Raw genomic sequence first — 16,651 nt, 5'->3', positions numbered from 1 at the left:
AACGGGTCAGACAGGAAATTGCCCAATGACCGCGACCTACGACGCCGACCTCCAGCTTTTCATCGACGGTGCCTGGCGGAGCGGCGAGGGGCGCGAGGCGCGGCCGGTCTATAACCCCGCGACCGCGGCGACGATCGCCGAGCTGCCGGTGGCGACCGCGGCCGACCTCGACGAAGCGCTTGCCGCCGCCGCGCGCGGCTGGCCGGTCTGGCGCGCCAAGACCCCTGACGAGCGCGCCGCGCTGATGCGCAAGGCCGCCGGACTGATCCGCGAACGCGCCGACCATATCGCGACCTTGCTCACGCTCGAACAGGGCAAGCCGATCGCCGAAGCGCGCGGCGAAGTGCTTTCGGCCTCGTCGTTGCTCGAATATTTTGCCGAACAGGGCAAGCGGATCGAGGGCCGCGTCGTGCAGCGTCCGGCGGGTCAGCGCGCGATGGTGCTGAAACAGCCCGTCGGTCCGGTCGCGGCGTTCAGCCCGTGGAATTTTCCTGTCAATCTGATGATCAAGAAGGTCGCGCCAGCGCTCGCCGCGGGCTGTGTCGTGATCGCCAAGGCGCCCGAGGAAACGCCGGGCTGCACCAGCGCGATCATGCGCTGCCTTGCCGATGCGGGCATCCCCGGAGATGTGGTCCAGCTCGTCTATGGCAATCCGGACATGATCAGCCGCCACCTGCTCGGCAGCGAGGTGATCCGCAAGGTCAGCTTCACCGGATCGACCGCGGTCGGCAAGCATCTGATGAAGCTCGCCGCCGACCGGGTGCAGCGCATCACAATGGAGCTCGGCGGACACGCCCCGGTGCTGGTGTTCGACGATTGCGACCTTGAAACGACGCTCGACCGCGTCGTGACGCAGAAGTTCCGCAACGCCGGCCAGGTCTGCGTCTCGCCGACGCGCTTCTATGTGCAGGACGGCATCTACGACGCCTTCGTGAAGGGCTTTGCCGAACGCACCGCGCGCGTGAAGATCGGCAGCGGGCTCGACGCCGGCACCCAGATGGGACCGCTCGCCAACGCGCGCCGCGCCCCCGCGCTGGAGGCGATGATTGCCGATGCGACCGCAAAGGGCGCGCGGGTGATCGCGGGCGGCGCCGCGACGGGCGAGGGCTATTTCTTCCAGCCGACGGCGCTGGCCGACGTTCCGCTCGACGCCGATGCGATGAACAACGAACCTTTTGGCCCGATGGCGCTGATTCGGCCGTTCGCGACCGAAGAAGATGCGCTCGAACAGGCGAACCGGCTGCCCTATGGCCTTGCCGCCTTCGCCTTCACCGAAAACGGCCGCCGCATCAACCGCGTCGCCGACGGCATCGAAAGCGGCATGGTCGGGATCAACAGCTTCGTCATCTCGGCCAATGACATGCCCTTCGGCGGGATCAAGGAGTCGGGCTTCGGCAGCGAGAGCGGACCCGAGGGTCTCGACGGTTATCTGGTCGCCAAGGCGGTGCATATTTACTGAGCGGCCAAAAGCTTCGCGTGTGCTCCCGCGCAGGCGGGAGCCCAGAGCGTCCTGAAGCGAAGCTCGCCTAATCTGGCTATGGGTCCCCGCCTTCGCGGGGACAGGCGGGGCGTCAATCGCGCTCCAGCGCCACGAAATCGCGGCCCAGCGGCGCCAGATGCGCGCCGCCATCGACGAAGATCGTCTGCCCCGTCACCGCCTCGGCGCGGGCAAGCCAGGCGACCGCGTCGGCAATATCGTCCGGGGTCGGCAGCGCGCCGAGCGGCATGCGCGCCGCAAGCCGCGTCATCTGTCCCGCACTGTAATCGTCGGTGGGGAGGGTCAGCCCCGGTGCAACTGCATTGACGCGCGCGCGCGCGCCTAAGGCGACCGCCAGCGTTGCCGTCGCCTGCCACAGCGCCTGCTTCGACAGGCTGTAGGCAAGCTGGTCGGGCACCGGGTTGGCGATGCGCTGGTCCAGGATGTTCACGATCGCGGGACGCCTGCCGCCTTCGTTCGCGGCGACCAGCGCGCGCGCGAGCATCACCGGCGCGTGATGGTTGATCTGCATCGTTTCGGCCAGCGCGGCGCCGGTGAGCGTGTCCCATTCGCCCTCGGGAAACAGCGAGGCGTTGTTGACGAGCAGCACGGGCGCACGGCCGAACTTTGCGGTCACCGCGGGCACCAGCGCATCGACGGCGGCCGGATCGGCGAGATCGGCGGCGAAGCGGTGACATTCGGCGCCCGTCTCGGCGAGCGCCTCGGCCAGCACGGCGTCGGCCTCGCCGGGGCTGCGCTTGTGGATTGCGAGCGCATAACCCTCGCGCGCAAGCCGCGCCGCGATCGCCGCGCCGATCCGGTGCAGACCACCGGTGACGAGCGCGATCGGCGCCGCTGTCATTTGCGCGTCCGGCGCATCGTGATGCCGATCTCTTCGCCGTCCTCGGCGATCGCGAGCTTGACGATCTTCACCTCGACCTCTTCGACCTTTTCGTCCTGCAGGAACAGCGTGTCGATGATATGGTCGGCGACGCTTTCGATCAGCACGAAATGGACGTCCTTGGGCAGTCCCTCGGTCGCCGCGAATTTCAGGTTCATATAGTTTTTGGAGGCGCTGAGCGGGGTTGCCGGGTCATAATGATCGGCCATCACCAAGCGCGCGCGCACCGAAATGCGCAGCGGCTGCGGAAGGTGGGTTTCCTCGGAGTAAATGCCGGTCAGCACATCGACGGTCAGCCCGTCCACTTCCAGCCACAATGTGTCGGTCACAAGAAATTCCTGTCGTACGGGCGCGACATTCGGCTTTCCATTGCCGGTCGGCGACCCTAAAGCGCCGCCGCATTAGCGAAAGGGTGCGCGTTGGTCGAGTTACTTCCATTGTCCGAAATCGAACCGCAGGCGGTCGAGGCGCTCCTCGACGCCGCTTTCGGATCGGACCGCTTTGGACGAACCGCCTATCGCATCCGCCTGGGCATGGATGCAGTTCCCTGCCTCAGCTTCGCCGCCGTCGAGGATGGCGCGCTGGTCGGCACGATTCAGTGCTGGCCGGTCGCGCACCGCGATGTGCAGGGAAGGGCGACGCCGTTGGTGATGGTCGGCCCGGTGGCGGTGCGCCCCGACGTCCAGCGCGGCGGCCACGGCCGGGCGCTTATGGACCATATGCTCGAAGCGGCGCGGACGATGGCCGACGGCGCCCTGATGATGATCGGCGATCCCGAATATTATGGCCGCTTCTTCGGCTTCACCGCGGACGCGACGGGAGCGTGGGACTTGCCCGGCCCCTATGAAAAGCACCGCCTGCTCGCGCTCGCCGTCAACGGTCGCGAGGTGCCCGTCGCTGCGGGGATGATCGGCCCGCGCTGAAGGATCGCGACGCCTCTGTTTGCAGGCGCTTAGGCGACCCCGTGATACCACCACACGCCGCCGCGATCCTCCTTGCGCACGCGGCCTTCGACCTCGAGCCGCTTGAGATGCGCCAGCGCTTCGCCGGTCGCCAGATTCTGGTTGTGGGCGCCGATCGGGCGGTTGAACAGCAGCGGGAAGGTGTCGACCGCGCGCATCGGCGCTTCGGCGACCGCTTCGGCAACCTTGTAGAGCCGCATGCGGTGTTCGTCGCGCAGCGCCATCAGGCGGACGTGCAGCCCGCGAAAGGGCTCGCCATGCGCAGGACAGGTCACGACGTCGGCGGGAACGGTCGCGAGCAGCTTGTCGATCGAGGCGAGCCATTCGCCCAGCGGATCGGCATCGGGTTCGGTGATGTTGACCGACACGTTCGAGCTGATCCGCGGCAGCACCTGATCGCCCGAGACCAGCACGCCTTCGCGCTCGTTCCACAGGCACGCATGTTCGGGGCTGTGGCCCGACCCGGTGACGACGCGCCACATTTGTTTGCCGAAATCGATCCGGTCGCCGTCGGCGATGCGGACATAGCTGCGCGGCAGCGCGAAGATCATGCGCTGAAACATGTTCCAGCCGCCCGCACGCTGGCGCTCGATCGCCTCGTCGTCCCAACCCGCGGCTCGCGACTGGGCCAGCACCTCGTCGGGGGCGACGTCGGAGGAATCGGCGACGATGGCGCGCGCGGTGAGCATTTCGCCGCGCGTCATCCACAGCTTCACCTGCTGCTTCTTCGCAATCCAGCCGGCAAGCCCGATATGGTCGGGGTGCAGATGGGTGCCGAACACGCGCGTGATGCGCTTGTCCGCGAGCGGCCCGGCATAGAGTGCTTTCCAGGCGTCCGAACAGATGGTCAGGCAAATGCCCGTATCGACCACCGCCACCCCGTCGGAGCCGTCGGGCGCAGCGTCGTCGAGCAGCCAGCTGTTGATGTGGCCGAGCGAACCCGGCATCGGGATGCGCGCCCAGCTGATGCCATCGGCGATGCGGATCGTTTCTCCGATCCCCGGTGCGGCGTCGCCCCAGGGATAGGTCAGGCCGGCGTGGCTCGTCGCGGTGAAGCTGTCGTCCTGGGTCAGCGACGCGTCCGGCGAACCGCTGGCCGCCGGAATATCATCCTCATCGCCGCCGACCGCCATGCGTCAGGCTTCGTCGTCCGAATGATCCTCTGCCGCGCGTGCTTCGGCGGCGGCGCTGCGCTCGGCGCGCAGTTCCTCGAGCAGCGCCTCGCGGTCGCCTTCGAAGCGGCTGTCTTCGGGGGCCTTGATCCCCGCCTTTTTCGCCGCCTTCGCGACGATCGCGTCGAGTTCGCGCTGCGAGCAGAGACCGAGCGTCACCGGATCCTTGGGCACGATGTTCGCGCTGTTCCAGTGGCTGCGATCGCGGATCGCGCCGATGGTGTTGCGCGTCGTGCCGATCAGCTTGCCGATCGCGCCATCCGACACTTCGGGATGGTTCTTCAGGATCCAGGCGATGCCGTCGGGCTTGTCCTGACGCTTGCTGACCGGCGTGTAGCGCGGGCCGCGGGTGCGGCGGATGGTATCCTGCGCCTGCTTCGTCATCTTGAGCTTGTAGTTCGGGTCGTTCTGGCCCTTTTCAATCTCTTCCATCGACAGTTCGTGGGCGCGAACCGGATCGCGACCGGTATATTTGGTCGCGGCGGTCTCGTCGGCGATCGCCTGCACTTCCAGGATGTGGATGCCGCAATAATCGGCGATCTGCGCAAAGGTCAGGCCGGTGTTGTCGACCAGCCAGGCGGCGGTCGCATGCGGCATCAGCGGGGTGGCATCGGCATTGGCCATGACTGCTTCTCCAAAAGCGGAAATAATAAGGGCCGCCCCTCGCGGGGCGGCCGGACATTGGCCGCGGCTTTATACGCCTTTGCCGATGGCGGCAAGCCCCGGCGATTCGGCGGCGTTTACAGCAATATTGTTTCGATCCGCCCGGCGATGTGCCGCTTCGCTATTTCAAAAGGAACGCCAGCATCCCGATCAGGCCTTTCGCCTCTGCCGAGCCGGCCGGAACGGGCGGCAGATAGGCGCGGCAGTCGAGACAGGCGGCCTGTACCGATCCGCTGCTCGTCAGCATCTGCACATCCTGCACCAGCCGGCGCTCGGCGAGGGTGCGGTTCATTGCCGCAATACCGAACCAGCCACGCGGCGCGAGCGCGGTTTCATCCTGCTCGGCGCCGGTCCAGGCGGCGAGCATCTTCGACCACTCGCTCGGCTCTTCCTCGAAATATTTGGCGTGGAAGGCGCCATCGACCTTGGCAAGCTTCGCCGCGGCCGCGAGCGCGTCGGGCAGGCCGCCGAACTGGTCGACCAGCCCGATCTGGCGCGCGGTGCCGCCAGCCCAGACGCGGCCCTCGGCGATCGCTTCGATCTTTTCGACGGGCTGCTTGCGGCTTTTTGCGACGAGGCCGGTGAAGCGGGCATAGACGTCCTCGACCCCCGCCTGCGCGAGCTGGTTGAACTCCTCGTTGACGCCGCCGAGGATGTCGGGCTGGCCCGACAGCGGCGTCGTGCGGATGCCGTCGGTGGTGACGCCGATCTTGGCGAGCGTCTTGTCGAAGCTCGGCAGGATGCCGAACACGCCGATCGAGCCGGTGATCGTCTCGGGCTCGGCGAAGATGCGGTCGGCGGGGGTTGAAACCCAATAGCCGCCCGAGGCCGCAACATTCGCCATCGAGACGACGATCGGCAGCTTTTTCGCCTTGGCGACGAGCAGCGCCTGGCGGATCTGTTCGGACGCCAGCACCGATCCGCCGGGCGAATCGACGCGCAGCACGATCGCCTTGACCCCGTCGTCCGACGCGGCGTCGAGAATATGTTCAGCGATCGTATCGCCGCCAGCGCTGCCGGGGCGCGCCTTGCCGTCGACGATGGTACCCACGACGGGAACGACCGCGATCGCGGCGCCCTTGGCTTCGGGCGGGTTCGCGGCGACCCAGTTTTTGAGCGGGATCGCATTATAAGCCCAGGGCTGGCTATCGTCGGGCGCGCCGGCGATTTCGGCGACGCGCTCGCCAAAGGCGAGCCGGCCGCCGATTTTGTCGACCAGGCCGGCGTCGAGCGACGCCTTGCTGAGATCATTGTTCGCAGCCTTCACCACCGCGGCTGGCGTGGCCAGCACCGCGTCGAGCTTTGCCTGCGGCCGCGCCTTCTTCACTTCGGCGAGCCAGGTGTCCCACAGCACCGAGGCGTAGGCCAGATTGGCCTCTTTCGCCTCGGGCGACTGGTCGCTACGCAGATAAGGTTCGACCGCGCTCTTGAAAGTGCCGACGCGATAGATGTTCGCAGTGATGCCGAGCCGGTCCATCAGCCCCTTGTAATAGAGGCGCGATCCGCCGGGACCGGCGACGGCGACGCCACCGATGCTGTCGGTCCATATTTCGCTCGCGTGCGCGGCGAGCTGATAGCTGTCGGTCGTATAAGCGGTGGCGAAGGCGAGCACGGGCTTCTTGGCCGCCCGCACCTTGTCGACCGCGGCGCCGACTTCGGCAAGCGATACCTGTCCGCCGCCGACGAAGCGATCGAGGTCGAGAACGACGGCGCTGACGCGGTCGTCTTTCGCCGCGGTTTCGATAGCGCGGACGACGTCTCGGGTGCGATATTCCTTCATCCGATCGCCGCCCGACACGGCGGCAAAAGGATCGACCTCGGCCGGTTGTTCGCTCAGTACGCCGTCGAGTTCGACGACGAGCGCGCCCTTGCTGACGGGCAGCGACGCATTGGGACGGCCGGAGAGCAGCGCGAACAGCCCGACGAAAAAGAGCAGGAGGAACAGGAGCGCGAGCCCGTCCTTGATCGCGACGAGCAGGTTCCAAACCTTGCGCGGAAAGCTGGTGCCACCGCGCGGCCGGTCGTCGCCCGGCAGCGGGCGGCGAACCGGAATGGCCCAGGGGCCGGCGGAATCGGGGGTCTGGGGCGGCGTGGCGCTGGTGTCGGTCATGCCCCCGTGCCTAATCCGCCCGCCCGGCCTTGGCAATCCAAGCTTCGACGGGCGTCCGACGAAGCCCCACGGGCGACGTCAGAGCCAGCCCTGTTCGCGGTACCAGCGCACCGTTCGGGCCAGTGCCTCATCGGTGGCGAGCGCGGGCTGCCACAGCGCTGTTGGCGGCTGTGTCCCGGCGGCTGCGACCCAGTCGGGATGCGCGATATAGGCGGCGCGGTCGGGAGTCAGCTTGGCGCGATCGCGGCGGACGAGGCGGTCGAGATGCCCGCCCGCCTTGAGCACCGCCGCCGGCACCGACAGCGCCGGCACGTTCGGCCGCCCGATCGCGCGGCCGATAGCCTTGGCAAATTCGCGGTGCGTCCAGCCCCCGTCCTGACCGTCGTCGGGTTCGTAGATGCGGCCGAGGGTCTCGTCATTATCGGCCGTTACCGCCAGCAGGAGGCGCGCAAGTTCGTCGACATAGATCGCCGACATCCGCCCTGGCGGGGGGAGCAGCGCGATGCCGCGGCCCACCATGCGGAACAGGTCGAGCATGTCGGTGTCGCCGGGGCCGAAGACGGCGGGCGGGCGAATGATGGTCCAGTCGAGCGCGCTTTCCATCACCACGGCTTCGGCGCGCTCCTTCGACCAGCCATAGTTGGACAGCGCCGGCTCGCGCGCGGCGAGCGACGAGACATGGACGAAGCGCGCCACCCCCGCATCGCGGGCGGCCGCAACCACATTGGCGGTCGCTATGGCATTGCCCGCCTCGAACGCGGAGCGCGTCGGCACGTTGACGACGCCGGCGATGTGCAGCACCGCATCTGCGCCCGCGATTATTGCGGCCAGGCTGTCGGGCCGGTCGAGCGCGCCGTCGATCCAGTTCACGCCATCGCGCGGTTCTTGCGGCCGCCGCGTCAGCGCGCGCACCTGCCATCCGGCAGCGACCGCCTGCTGCAACGTCGCGCCGCCAACGAACCCGGTCGCGCCGGTCATGGCCAGAACGCGCGGTTGGTCCGGCGCCGTCACAACAGGACCAGATGGTCGCGGTGGACGATTGCCGCACGCGGCGCATAGCCGAGCGCGGCCTCCTGCGCATCGCGGCCGAGGCCGAGGATCATTTGTGCATCGGCCGCGGTATATTCCGACAATCCGCGCGCGATCGTGCGCCCGTCGGGACCGGCGATGTCGAGGATATCGCCGCGTGCAAAGTCACCCGATGCATCGGTCACGCCGGCGGCGAGCAGGCTGGCGCCGCCGGCAAGCGCGCGCACCGCCCCGGCGTCGATCGTCAGCCGTCCCTTGGCGGTTAGCCCGCCCGCGAGCCATGCCTTGCGCGCGCTTGCGCCGCGTTCGGCCGCAAAGAGCGTGTGGCGCGCGTCGGCCGACAGGGGGCGCCCGATCCGCCCCGACGCGATGGCGAGGCTCGCGCCCGCCGAATTGGCGATGCGCGCCGCCGCGATCTTGGATACCATGCCGCCCGACCCCATGCCCGATGCCGATCCGGTGTCGGCCATCGCCTCGATCGCGGCGTCGATGCGGTCGACGCGCGCGATATGCGTCGCGCCGGGTTGCGCCGGGTTGCGATCATAAAGGCCGTCGATGTCGGAGAGCAGGACGACGCCGGCCGCGCCCGCCGCCTGCGCGACGCGCGCCGCGAGCCGGTCGTTGTCGCCGAAGCGGATTTCCTCGGTCGCGACGCTGTCGTTCTCGTTGATGATCGGAACCACACCCAGGGTGAGCAGCCGGTCGAGCGTCGCGGCGGCGTTGAGGTAGCGGCGGCGATGTTCGAGATCGTCGAGCGTAACGAGGATCTGCGCTGCGGTCAGCCCTTCGGCGCCCAGAACCTCGGCCCAAACCTGCGACAGTGCAATCTGACCGGTCGCTGCCGCCGCCTGCGCATCCTCAAGGCTGGCGCGGCCGCCCTTGGCAAGCCCGAGACGGCGGGCGCCGAGCGCAATCGCCCCCGACGACACCACGGCAACCTGCTGCCCGGCGCGGCACCGTGCCGCGATGTCGGCGGCGATCCCGGCCAGCCAGTCGCGCCGCACCGCGCCGCCTTCATCGACGAGCAACGCCGATCCGATCTTGACGATCAGCCGCGGGCAAGAGGCGGGCGCGAACAACATGCGCGCCCGATAGCGCGCCGATGCCTGCGCGCCAACGAAATTAGACTAAGGCGCGCCAACACGTTCCAAGCTGATCGAACGTCCACTTTGGGGTGATGGGTGGACGCCCCCCGGCGGCATCGCGCTCGGTGCCTCGCTGATCGTCACAATGGGCAGCGCGGTCGGCGAAACGCCGGTGGTCGAGATCGACCGCGTCGCGCAATGGTACGGACTGACCCCGACCGAGGCGCGCCTCGCGGTCTGGCTCGCCGGCGGCAAGTCGCTGCAGGACTATGCCGCGCTCCGCGCCGTCAGCCTCAACGCCGCGCGCTTCACCCTGAAAGGCATCTTCCGCAAGACCGGCGCGACCAGCCAGGCGCAACTCGTCGCGATGCTCGCGCGGCTGCCAACGCTCCAGAGCGGAGAGAATTGAGCTTCTGCAATTGATCCCAATGATTTAGGGTTGGCTGCCCGACAGGAAGGAATCAGGCCGATGCTCTTCCCCCGCCTTCTGCTTGCCGCCGCGCTGTTCGCGCAGACACCCGCGGCCTTCGCCGAACCTGCCGCCGATGCAACGCTGCGCTCGCCCGACGACATCGTCGTCGAGGGCGAGCGGCTGACGCGCGAGGAAGCGAAGAAGCGCGCCAACGCCTTCATCCGCACCCTCGGCGTCGCGCCCGGCATCTATTCCCAGGACAGCGTCGCGCGCTGGACGGTCAGGCTCTGCCCGCGCGCGCTCGGCCTGTCTGATGAACATGCCGCGCTCGTCGAGGGCTGGTTTCGCGACACCGTCCGCTCGAGCGGCGCAAGAATCGCCGACGGCAAATGCGACACCAACGTCCTCCTCCTCTTCGTCGACGACGGCGCGAATTTCATCAAGCTGTTCAAGGCCCGCTATCCGGGCCAGTTCGCCGATATGAGCGGCCCCGACATCCGCGACCTCGTCGAGCTCGATAAGCCGGTGCGCTGGTGGTATTCGGTCCGCCGGACCAGCGGCGGCCTCAGCCTGATCGGGCCGCAAACCCTCCGCAGCATCGAAGGCGCGACGATCGTCATCGACGTCAACGACGCCGAGGGCGCCACGTTGCGCGCGGTGACCGACTATGCCGCCTTCGTCGCGCTGAGCGGCATCCGCATCCGCGCCGAGCCCCAGTCGCAATCGATCCTCGGCCTGTTCGACGACCGCCAGGGCAAGCGCGAACTGACCGAGTGGGACAAACGCTTCCTGACCGCGCTCTACACCATCCCGCACGAACGCAAGGGCCGCTACCAGCGCGGCAGGCTGGTAGGCGCGTTGCTCAAGCCGGACGATAAGGAATAGCGTCTGTTTTGGTGGGAAGCGGACATCTTTCTGTAAACCCTGAGCCACTAGTAAGAACCGCATGGCCCGAAACAAATTTCCTGCTGTCATGCTCTATGCCTTGACCTTACAATGGCATTGGGTGCCTTTCTTGTATGGGGTCTCAGTGCCCGGCCAAATCAGCGCGATTATCTTTGGCGCTTTGTGGTTGATCGCTGCGACGGTCACATATCGTCAGGCCGTGACGTTACCAAATTTCGTGGCCGCCTTCATAGTTCTCTATGCCGTCGATATCAGCGTCACATTATGGGTTTTTAGCGCAGACGTCGGCACTCATGCGCGAGATGTGCCTATCGAATGGCAACTCCTTCTCGGTCTAATTCAAAGCTCTATGTTCGCCGCCGCACTCGCGTTGCCAATTTTCGTTCGTCTAATTCGAAGGGTTTAAGCGAACGGCCGCAAACGGTCGTTTCCGGAAAGGTAGCTTTCCGAACGAACTGGCGGTTAGCTGCAGTCCCTGCGGCGTTGGAATTTGTCCGCGCGGCCTAGCGCTTGCCGCCGAAGGTGTAGCTCAGCGCGATCCCGAATGCTGGCTGGTTGCGCGAACCGAAGGCGCGGGTGACGGGCGAGTCGGCAGCATCGCCGACGAGGCGGTCGTAGCGCGCAAAGGCCGCGACGCCCCAATTTCGCGTCAACTGGCGCATATAGCCCGCTGTGACGCCGACCGATTGCACGCCGCCCTTGGGATCATAAGCGGGCAGGCCCGAGGCGGCGACATCAGTAGGAGCGACGCCGAAATAGGCGCGGCTATATTTGCTGTCACCGAGCGAGACGCGCGGACCGATCGAAAACAGCCAGTCGTCGCCCTGGCGCGCGACATAATCGGCCCCGACATCGCCGACCCAGCCGCCATGACCGCCGAGGCCCTTGCGCGCTTCGACCCGCACGCGCAGCGCCGGCGCCACCCAGGCTTGGGCGAAGGCGCCCGCTTCGACGGTCAGTCCGACCTTGGGCAGGTTGCCGCCGACGGCTTCGGGCTTGCGCTTGCGGATTATGCTGGCGGTCGGGCCGAAGTCGAATTTCTTGTCGTCGACAAGGTCGAAGCCAAAGCTCTGGTCCGGGGCCTCGAAGGCGAAGTCCTCGCCGGGCTTGGCGCGCGAGAGGTCGACGAAGGGCCCGAGGACGAGCTTTTTCGATCCGGGCGTTTCGGGCCAGAATTGCGGCCCGGCGAAGACGCGGGTGCGCTTGCCGGTCGTTTCGCCTTCGTCCTGCGCGGCGGCCGGGACGGCGGTGAGCGCCGTGGCCGCGGCCAGGCAGAGCGAGAGAGGCGCGTGCAGGGCGCGGGACGCGTGGGGAGGCATGAGGAACTCCTTGTTGTTCCGCGATCAAATGCCCCGCGGACGCGTTTCGTTCCGCGCCGGCCGCCGCGACGTCAAAGCGGCGACCAAGCGCCTTCGTCGTCGGCGTCGTCGCGATGGTCGGCCGCGGGGGCGACCGGGCCGATGGCTTCGAGCAATTTGTCGAGCACCGCACCGACACCTTCGCCGCTGGCGCCCGACAGCGCCATGACCGGATAGCCGCTTGCTTCTTCGAGCTCGGCCTTGAGCGCGGCGATCAATTCCTCGTCGAGCGTATCGACCTTGTTGAGCGCGACGACGACCGGTTTGTCGGTCAACCCCGCGCCATAGGCGTCGAGTTCGTCGCGCACGATGTGATAGCTGGTCGCGACATCGGCATCATTGGCATCGACCAGATGCAGCAGCACGCGGCAGCGTTCGATATGCCCCAGAAAGCGGTCGCCGATCCCCGCGCCATCGGCGGCGCCTTCGATCAGGCCGGGAATATCGGCGATGACGAATTCGCGCCCCTTGTGGCTGACGACGCCGAGTTGCGGCCGCGTCGTCGTAAAGGCATAGGCGCCGACCTTGGCCTGCGCGTTGGAGACGGCGTTGATGAAGGTCGACTTGCCCGCATTGGGCAGCCCGACGAGCCCGGCGTCGGCGAGCAGCTTCAAGCGCAGCCACACCCACATCTCCTCGCCCGGCCAGCCGGGGCCGTGCTGACGCGGCGCGCGATTGGTCGAGCTTTTGTAGCTCGCATTGCCGCGCCCGCCGTCGCCGCCGCGCAGAAAGACGATGCGCTCGCCCTCCTTGGTCAGATCGGCGAGCAAGCTGCGATCTTCGTCGTCGGCCAGGATCTGCGTGCCGATCGGCACCTGGATCACCAGATCGTCGCCGCCCGCGCCGGTGCGATCGCGGCCGGCGCCGGGGGTGCCGCGGCGGGCCTTGAAATGCTGGGTATAGCGAAAGTCGATCAGCGTGTTGAGCCCGCTCACCGCCTCGAACACAATGTCGCCGCCCTTGCCGCCGTTGCCGCCGTCGGGGCCGCCATATTCGACATATTTCTCACGGCGAAACGAAACGGCGCCGGGGCCGCCGTCGCCGGACTTCACGAAAATCTTTGCCTGATCGAGGAAATGCATCGGCGCTCTTTAGGGCGAAGGGCGGCTTTTGGCTAGGTCGCGATGGCGTCGCTCAATATGCCTCTGCCTTTGCTGCGCGCCGCGATATTTTCCGGCCTATCGCGACGCCCAATAATCGAACGCAATCTGTTGCTGTTCGCGGATGAAACGCGCCGCGGCGGCGCCTTCCCACGGGCCGTCGTAGCCGAGCAACAGCGCCGTGCCGCCGACCCACCAGCCTTGACCGGGCAGCCGGTCGCTCTCGCGCACCACAAGTACGGCGAGATCGGGTTCGCCGTCGAGCGCGCACATCCGGTCGACCTCGCCCAGCGTCTTGCACAGCGCGCGCATCTTGGGCCGCGTGAATCGGAAGCCCAGGTCGCCGAGTATTTCGGAATAGCTGACGCTGCGTCCGTCGCGCGCCGCGGCGGTCAGGATCGCGCGAATGCGCGGCGCGTCGCCCAGCGCGCTCGCATCGGCGGCGGCCGTCTCTTCGCCTAGCCCCTGGTCTTTGGCGGCCATGGGAAAAAGCCCGAGGTGCGCTGGACATAGTCGGCATAGCCGGGTCGCGTCTTGTGCAGGCCCTTTTCGAGCAGCGCCTTGCCCGACCAGCGCGTCAGGGTGAAGGTCAGGAAAATGGGGCCGATGACGCTCGCCACGGCGGCCCACAGCCCGATGTCGGCGGCGATCAGCCAGATGCCCCACCAGGTCAGCGCATCGCCGAAATAATTGGGGTGCCGCGTATACCGCCACAGGCCGGTGTCGAGCACCTTGCCCTTGTTCGCCGGATTCTTGCGAAAGGCATCGAGCTGCGCGTCGCCGATGCTTTCGAACGCAATACCTATGAGCGCCGCGGCGACGCCCGCCCAGCCGATGACGCCAAGCGCCGGCACCGGATCGGCCACGCTGGCCCATATGCCGATCTGCGCGGGCAGGCAGGTGAGAAACAGGAGCGGTGCCTGCGTCAGAAAGACGGTTAGGAGCGCCGTCTGCGCCCAGCTCCAGCCGCGGCGTTCCATCGTGCGCGCCATGATCCGTGCGTAGCGTGGGTCTTCGCCATGCGCGCGCCAGCGCACGAAAAGATGGATCGAGAGGCGCAGCCCCCACAGCGCCGTGAGCGCGAGGATCGCCGCCGCGTGCACGCCTTCGATACCGACCTGCGCCGCGCTTGCGAGTGCCAGCAGCACCATGCCGAAAGCCCAGAAGGCATCGATGAACGAGACATCGCGGATCGCAACCGCGATACCCCAGAGGACGAGGATCGCCGCGATCAGCGCCGCGAAATTGATCGCCAGAAGCGTCACCATGTCGGTCATCGGCCCCGTGCCTCCTCGCTCTCTGCCTCGGTGTCCTGCGCTTCCTCACGGCGGCCGACGATGTCGTCGATCGACCGGACGGCGCGCTCGGGTATTTTGGGAATACAGCTTTTATAGACGTCGAACACCTTCATCATGTCGGCGCGGAAATCGCCCGTCGGCCAGATCAGCGGCCCCAGGCCGCCGGTCTTGGTGCCATAATCCATCAGGCCGACGACCATCGGCACCTTCGCGGCGAGCGCAATCTGGTAAAAGCCGGTGCGCCATTTCTTCGCCTTGCCCCGTGTCCCTTCGGGCGCGACGGTCAGCATGAACTCGCGCCGCCGCGCAAATTCCTGCACCATCTGCTGTACGACATTGCTGCTGTTCCGGCGATCGACCGCAATCCCGCCCATCTGGCGCATGAAGCCGCCGAGCGGCCATTTGAACAGCGACAGCTTGCCCATGAAATGGGCGCGCACGCCTAGGTCGGCTGTCAGGCCGAGATAGTTGACGAAATCCCAGTTGCTGGTGTGCGGCGCCGCGATGATGATGAAGCGGCGCGGTTCGGGCACCTCGCCCACCGCGGTCCAGCCGCGCAGCCGGTACAGCAGCAATAGCAGGCGGCGCACCGCGCGCGCGACCGGCCCAGGCTGATCGTCTTCGATCGGCGTCACGTCTCTCTCCCCATCCTCAGCGCGACTTGCGCGAAAGCGGCGCCGCGCGCAAGCGGCTTGCAGCGCGCGGCGCTTTCTGCTCCTTTCGCGGCCTGTTCAGGGGAGGCCAACCAATGAAAATCTTGTCCGCCTTGCTGTCGTCGGCGCTGCTCGTCGCCGCGCCCGCCACCGCGCAGCAGACGGCGCCGCGCGCGGACCAGCTCGCCTTTCGCGATCTTTACAAGGAACTGGTCGAAACCGACACCACGCTGTCGGCGGGGAGCTGCACGCTCGCCGCCGAACGCATGGCCGCGCGCCTCAAGACAGCGGGCTTTGGCGACGATCAACTGACGCTGTTCGCGGACCCCGATCATCCGAAGGAGGGCGGCCTTGTCGCCGTCTATCCCGGCACGTCGAAGACCGCCAAGCCGATCCTGCTCATCGCGCATATCGACGTCGTCGAGGCGAAACGTGCGGACTGGGAACGCGACCCGTTCAAGATGGTCGAGGAAAACGGCTATTTCTATGGCCGCGGAACGCTCGACGACAAGGCGCAGGCGGCGATCTGGACCGACATGCTGATCCGCTTCCGCACGGAAGGGTACAAGCCGAAGCGCACCGTCAAGCTGGCACTGACCTGCGGCGAGGAAACCAATGGCGCCTTCAACGGCGCCGAATGGCTGGCGGCGAACAAGCGCGATCTTATCGATGCCGAATTCGCGCTCAATGAAGGCGGCGGCGGCGACAGCGACGGCAAGGGCCATGTGATCGGCCAGTCGGTGCAGGTTGGCGAAAAGACCTTCGCCAACTTCCGCCTCGAAACCCGCAACGCGGGCGGCCACAGCTCGGTGCCGGTGCGCGACAATGCGATCTATCAGCTCGCGCGGGCGCTGACGCGGATCGACGAATATGAATTTCCGGTCGAAATGACCGACACGACGCGGCGCTTCTTCAGCGAAGCGGGCGCCGCGCGCGGCGACGCAACGGGCAAGGCGATGGCCGCGCTCGCCGCCGATCCCGCCGACAAGGCGGCAGAGGCAATCGTCAACAAGGATCGGTTCCTCCACGGCAATATCCGCACGACCTGCGTCGCGACCCTGCTCGACGGCGGTCACGCCCCCAATGCGCTGCCGCAGCGGGCGGGCGCCAATATCAACTGCCGCATCTTCCCCGGTCATCCGATCGAGGAGATCAAGGCCGAGCTGGAAAAGGTGATCGGCGACCCCGGCGTCACCGTGACGCAGCTTCCGCCCAAGCGCCCCGCGCCGCCAGCACCGCCCCTCGACCCCAAGGTGATCGGTCCGATGGAAAAGCTCGTCGCGCGTTATTGGCCGGGGCTGAAGGTCATCCCGTCGATGGCGAACGGCTATACCGATGCGACCTTCCTCGGCGCGGTGGGCATCCCGACCTATGGCATTCCCGGCATCTGGGGCGACCCCGATGGCAACGGCGTCCATGGCCTCAACGAAAGGGTCGAAGTGAAGGCGGTCTATGTCGGCCGCGACTTCATGTACGATCTGGTCAAGGCCTATGCCGACAAGCCTTAGGGCCCTGTCCCTACGCG

General features: G+C 67.1%; 18 protein-coding genes. 6 read left to right on the top strand and 12 right to left on the bottom strand.

The features are described 5' to 3' along the window. The first annotated feature begins 25 nt into the window (after positions 1-25). Positions 26-1,459 carry an NAD-dependent succinate-semialdehyde dehydrogenase gene (locus P1IM2_RS01125; RefSeq protein ID WP_058811182.1) on the top strand — a complete coding sequence of 478 codons (1,434 nt, stop codon included), beginning with the start codon at positions 26-28 and terminating at the stop codon, positions 1,457-1,459. A gap of 112 nt (positions 1,460-1,571) precedes the next feature. Here the strand turns inward: P1IM2_RS01125 and P1IM2_RS01120 are convergent, their stop codons facing one another. Both P1IM2_RS01120 and P1IM2_RS01115 read right to left on the bottom strand, forming a co-directional pair. After that, positions 1,572-2,339: an SDR family oxidoreductase gene (locus P1IM2_RS01120; RefSeq protein WP_186401167.1), complete on the bottom strand. Its 768-nt coding sequence runs from the start codon at positions 2,337-2,339 to the stop codon at positions 1,572-1,574. Beyond that, entirely contained in the window at positions 2,336-2,707 is a 372-nt protein-coding gene (locus P1IM2_RS01115) for a dihydroneopterin aldolase (protein ID WP_062901036.1), read from the bottom strand. Before P1IM2_RS01115 ends, P1IM2_RS01120 begins: the two co-directional genes overlap by 4 nt. 90 nt (positions 2,708-2,797) lie before the next feature. On the opposite strand from P1IM2_RS01115, the gene P1IM2_RS01110 reads away from it, so the two are divergent. Then, positions 2,798-3,301, top strand: coding sequence for a GNAT family N-acetyltransferase (locus P1IM2_RS01110; protein WP_062901035.1), 504 nt, complete (start codon positions 2,798-2,800; stop codon positions 3,299-3,301). 29 nt (positions 3,302-3,330) lie between these two features. On the opposite strand, the gene P1IM2_RS01105 is transcribed toward P1IM2_RS01110, so the two are convergent. The 5 genes from P1IM2_RS01105 to proB all read right to left on the bottom strand — a co-directional run bounded on the left by P1IM2_RS01105 (position 3,331) and on the right by proB (position 9,396). Beyond that, complete coding sequence (locus tag P1IM2_RS01105; protein ID WP_186401166.1) at positions 3,331-4,473, bottom strand: MBL fold metallo-hydrolase; 1,143 nt, start codon at positions 4,471-4,473, stop codon at positions 3,331-3,333. A 3-nt stretch (positions 4,474-4,476) separates the two neighbouring features. Next, positions 4,477-5,109: a DUF1013 domain-containing protein gene (locus P1IM2_RS01100; protein ID WP_040589884.1), complete on the bottom strand. Its 633-nt coding sequence runs from the start codon at positions 5,107-5,109 to the stop codon at positions 4,477-4,479. A 187-nt stretch (positions 5,110-5,296) separates the two neighbouring features. Continuing rightward, a complete protein-coding gene (gene sppA / locus P1IM2_RS01095; protein WP_186401165.1) occupies positions 5,297-7,285 on the bottom strand; it encodes a signal peptide peptidase SppA in 1,989 nt (662 codons plus the stop codon). Positions 7,286-7,363: 78 nt separating this feature from the next. Then, positions 7,364-8,263, bottom strand: coding sequence for an NAD(P)-dependent oxidoreductase (locus P1IM2_RS01090; RefSeq protein ID WP_186401164.1), 900 nt, complete (start codon positions 8,261-8,263; stop codon positions 7,364-7,366). A 29-nt stretch (positions 8,264-8,292) separates the two neighbouring features. Next, positions 8,293-9,396 carry a glutamate 5-kinase gene (gene proB, locus P1IM2_RS01085; protein WP_186401163.1) on the bottom strand — a complete coding sequence of 368 codons (1,104 nt, stop codon included), beginning with the start codon at positions 9,394-9,396 and terminating at the stop codon, positions 8,293-8,295. Positions 9,397-9,544: 148 nt separating this feature from the next. Between proB and P1IM2_RS01080 the strand changes: the two genes are divergently transcribed. The 3 genes from P1IM2_RS01080 (at position 9,545) to P1IM2_RS01070 (ending at position 11,123) form a co-directional block, all read left to right on the top strand. Then, entirely contained in the window at positions 9,545-9,808 is a 264-nt protein-coding gene (locus P1IM2_RS01080) for a helix-turn-helix transcriptional regulator (RefSeq protein WP_186401162.1), read from the top strand. 60 nt (positions 9,809-9,868) lie between these two features. Beyond that, positions 9,869-10,696 (top strand): hypothetical protein, encoded by an 828-nt coding sequence (locus P1IM2_RS01075; protein ID WP_186401161.1) that lies wholly within the window; start codon positions 9,869-9,871, stop codon positions 10,694-10,696. A gap of 61 nt (positions 10,697-10,757) precedes the next feature. After that, positions 10,758-11,123 carry a hypothetical protein gene (locus tag P1IM2_RS01070; protein WP_186401160.1) on the top strand — a complete coding sequence of 122 codons (366 nt, stop codon included), beginning with the start codon at positions 10,758-10,760 and terminating at the stop codon, positions 11,121-11,123. 97 nt (positions 11,124-11,220) lie between these two features. Here P1IM2_RS01070 and P1IM2_RS01065 read toward each other — a convergent pair whose 3' ends face one another. From P1IM2_RS01065 to P1IM2_RS01045, 5 genes are all read right to left on the bottom strand, one after another. After that, positions 11,221-12,036: a MipA/OmpV family protein gene (locus P1IM2_RS01065; protein ID WP_062901029.1), complete on the bottom strand. Its 816-nt coding sequence runs from the start codon at positions 12,034-12,036 to the stop codon at positions 11,221-11,223. Positions 12,037-12,107: 71 nt separating this feature from the next. Next, a complete protein-coding gene (gene obgE / locus P1IM2_RS01060; protein WP_003042868.1) occupies positions 12,108-13,157 on the bottom strand; it encodes a GTPase ObgE in 1,050 nt (349 codons plus the stop codon). 96 nt (positions 13,158-13,253) lie between these two features. Continuing rightward, positions 13,254-13,658 carry a hypothetical protein gene (locus P1IM2_RS01055; RefSeq protein ID WP_062901028.1) on the bottom strand — a complete coding sequence of 135 codons (405 nt, stop codon included), beginning with the start codon at positions 13,656-13,658 and terminating at the stop codon, positions 13,254-13,256. Beyond that, entirely contained in the window at positions 13,634-14,452 is an 819-nt protein-coding gene (locus P1IM2_RS01050; protein WP_062901027.1) for a DUF1295 domain-containing protein, read from the bottom strand. Before P1IM2_RS01050 ends, P1IM2_RS01055 begins: the two co-directional genes overlap by 25 nt. Continuing rightward, a complete protein-coding gene (locus tag P1IM2_RS01045; RefSeq protein ID WP_186401159.1) occupies positions 14,449-15,108 on the bottom strand; it encodes a lysophospholipid acyltransferase family protein in 660 nt (219 codons plus the stop codon). Before P1IM2_RS01045 ends, P1IM2_RS01050 begins: the two co-directional genes overlap by 4 nt. A gap of 113 nt (positions 15,109-15,221) precedes the next feature. On the opposite strand from P1IM2_RS01045, the gene P1IM2_RS01040 reads away from it, so the two are divergent. Continuing rightward, a complete protein-coding gene (locus P1IM2_RS01040; RefSeq protein ID WP_186401158.1) occupies positions 15,222-16,634 on the top strand; it encodes a M20/M25/M40 family metallo-hydrolase in 1,413 nt (470 codons plus the stop codon). The last annotated feature ends 17 nt before the right edge of the window (positions 16,635-16,651 follow it).

This window comes from Sphingopyxis sp. P1IMeth2 (genome assembly GCF_900185685.1).
GTDB lineage: Bacteria > Pseudomonadota > Alphaproteobacteria > Sphingomonadales > Sphingomonadaceae > Sphingopyxis > Sphingopyxis terrae_A.
Note: the sequence above shows the minus strand (reverse complement) of the source record. Positions and strands in the feature narration are given on the sequence as shown.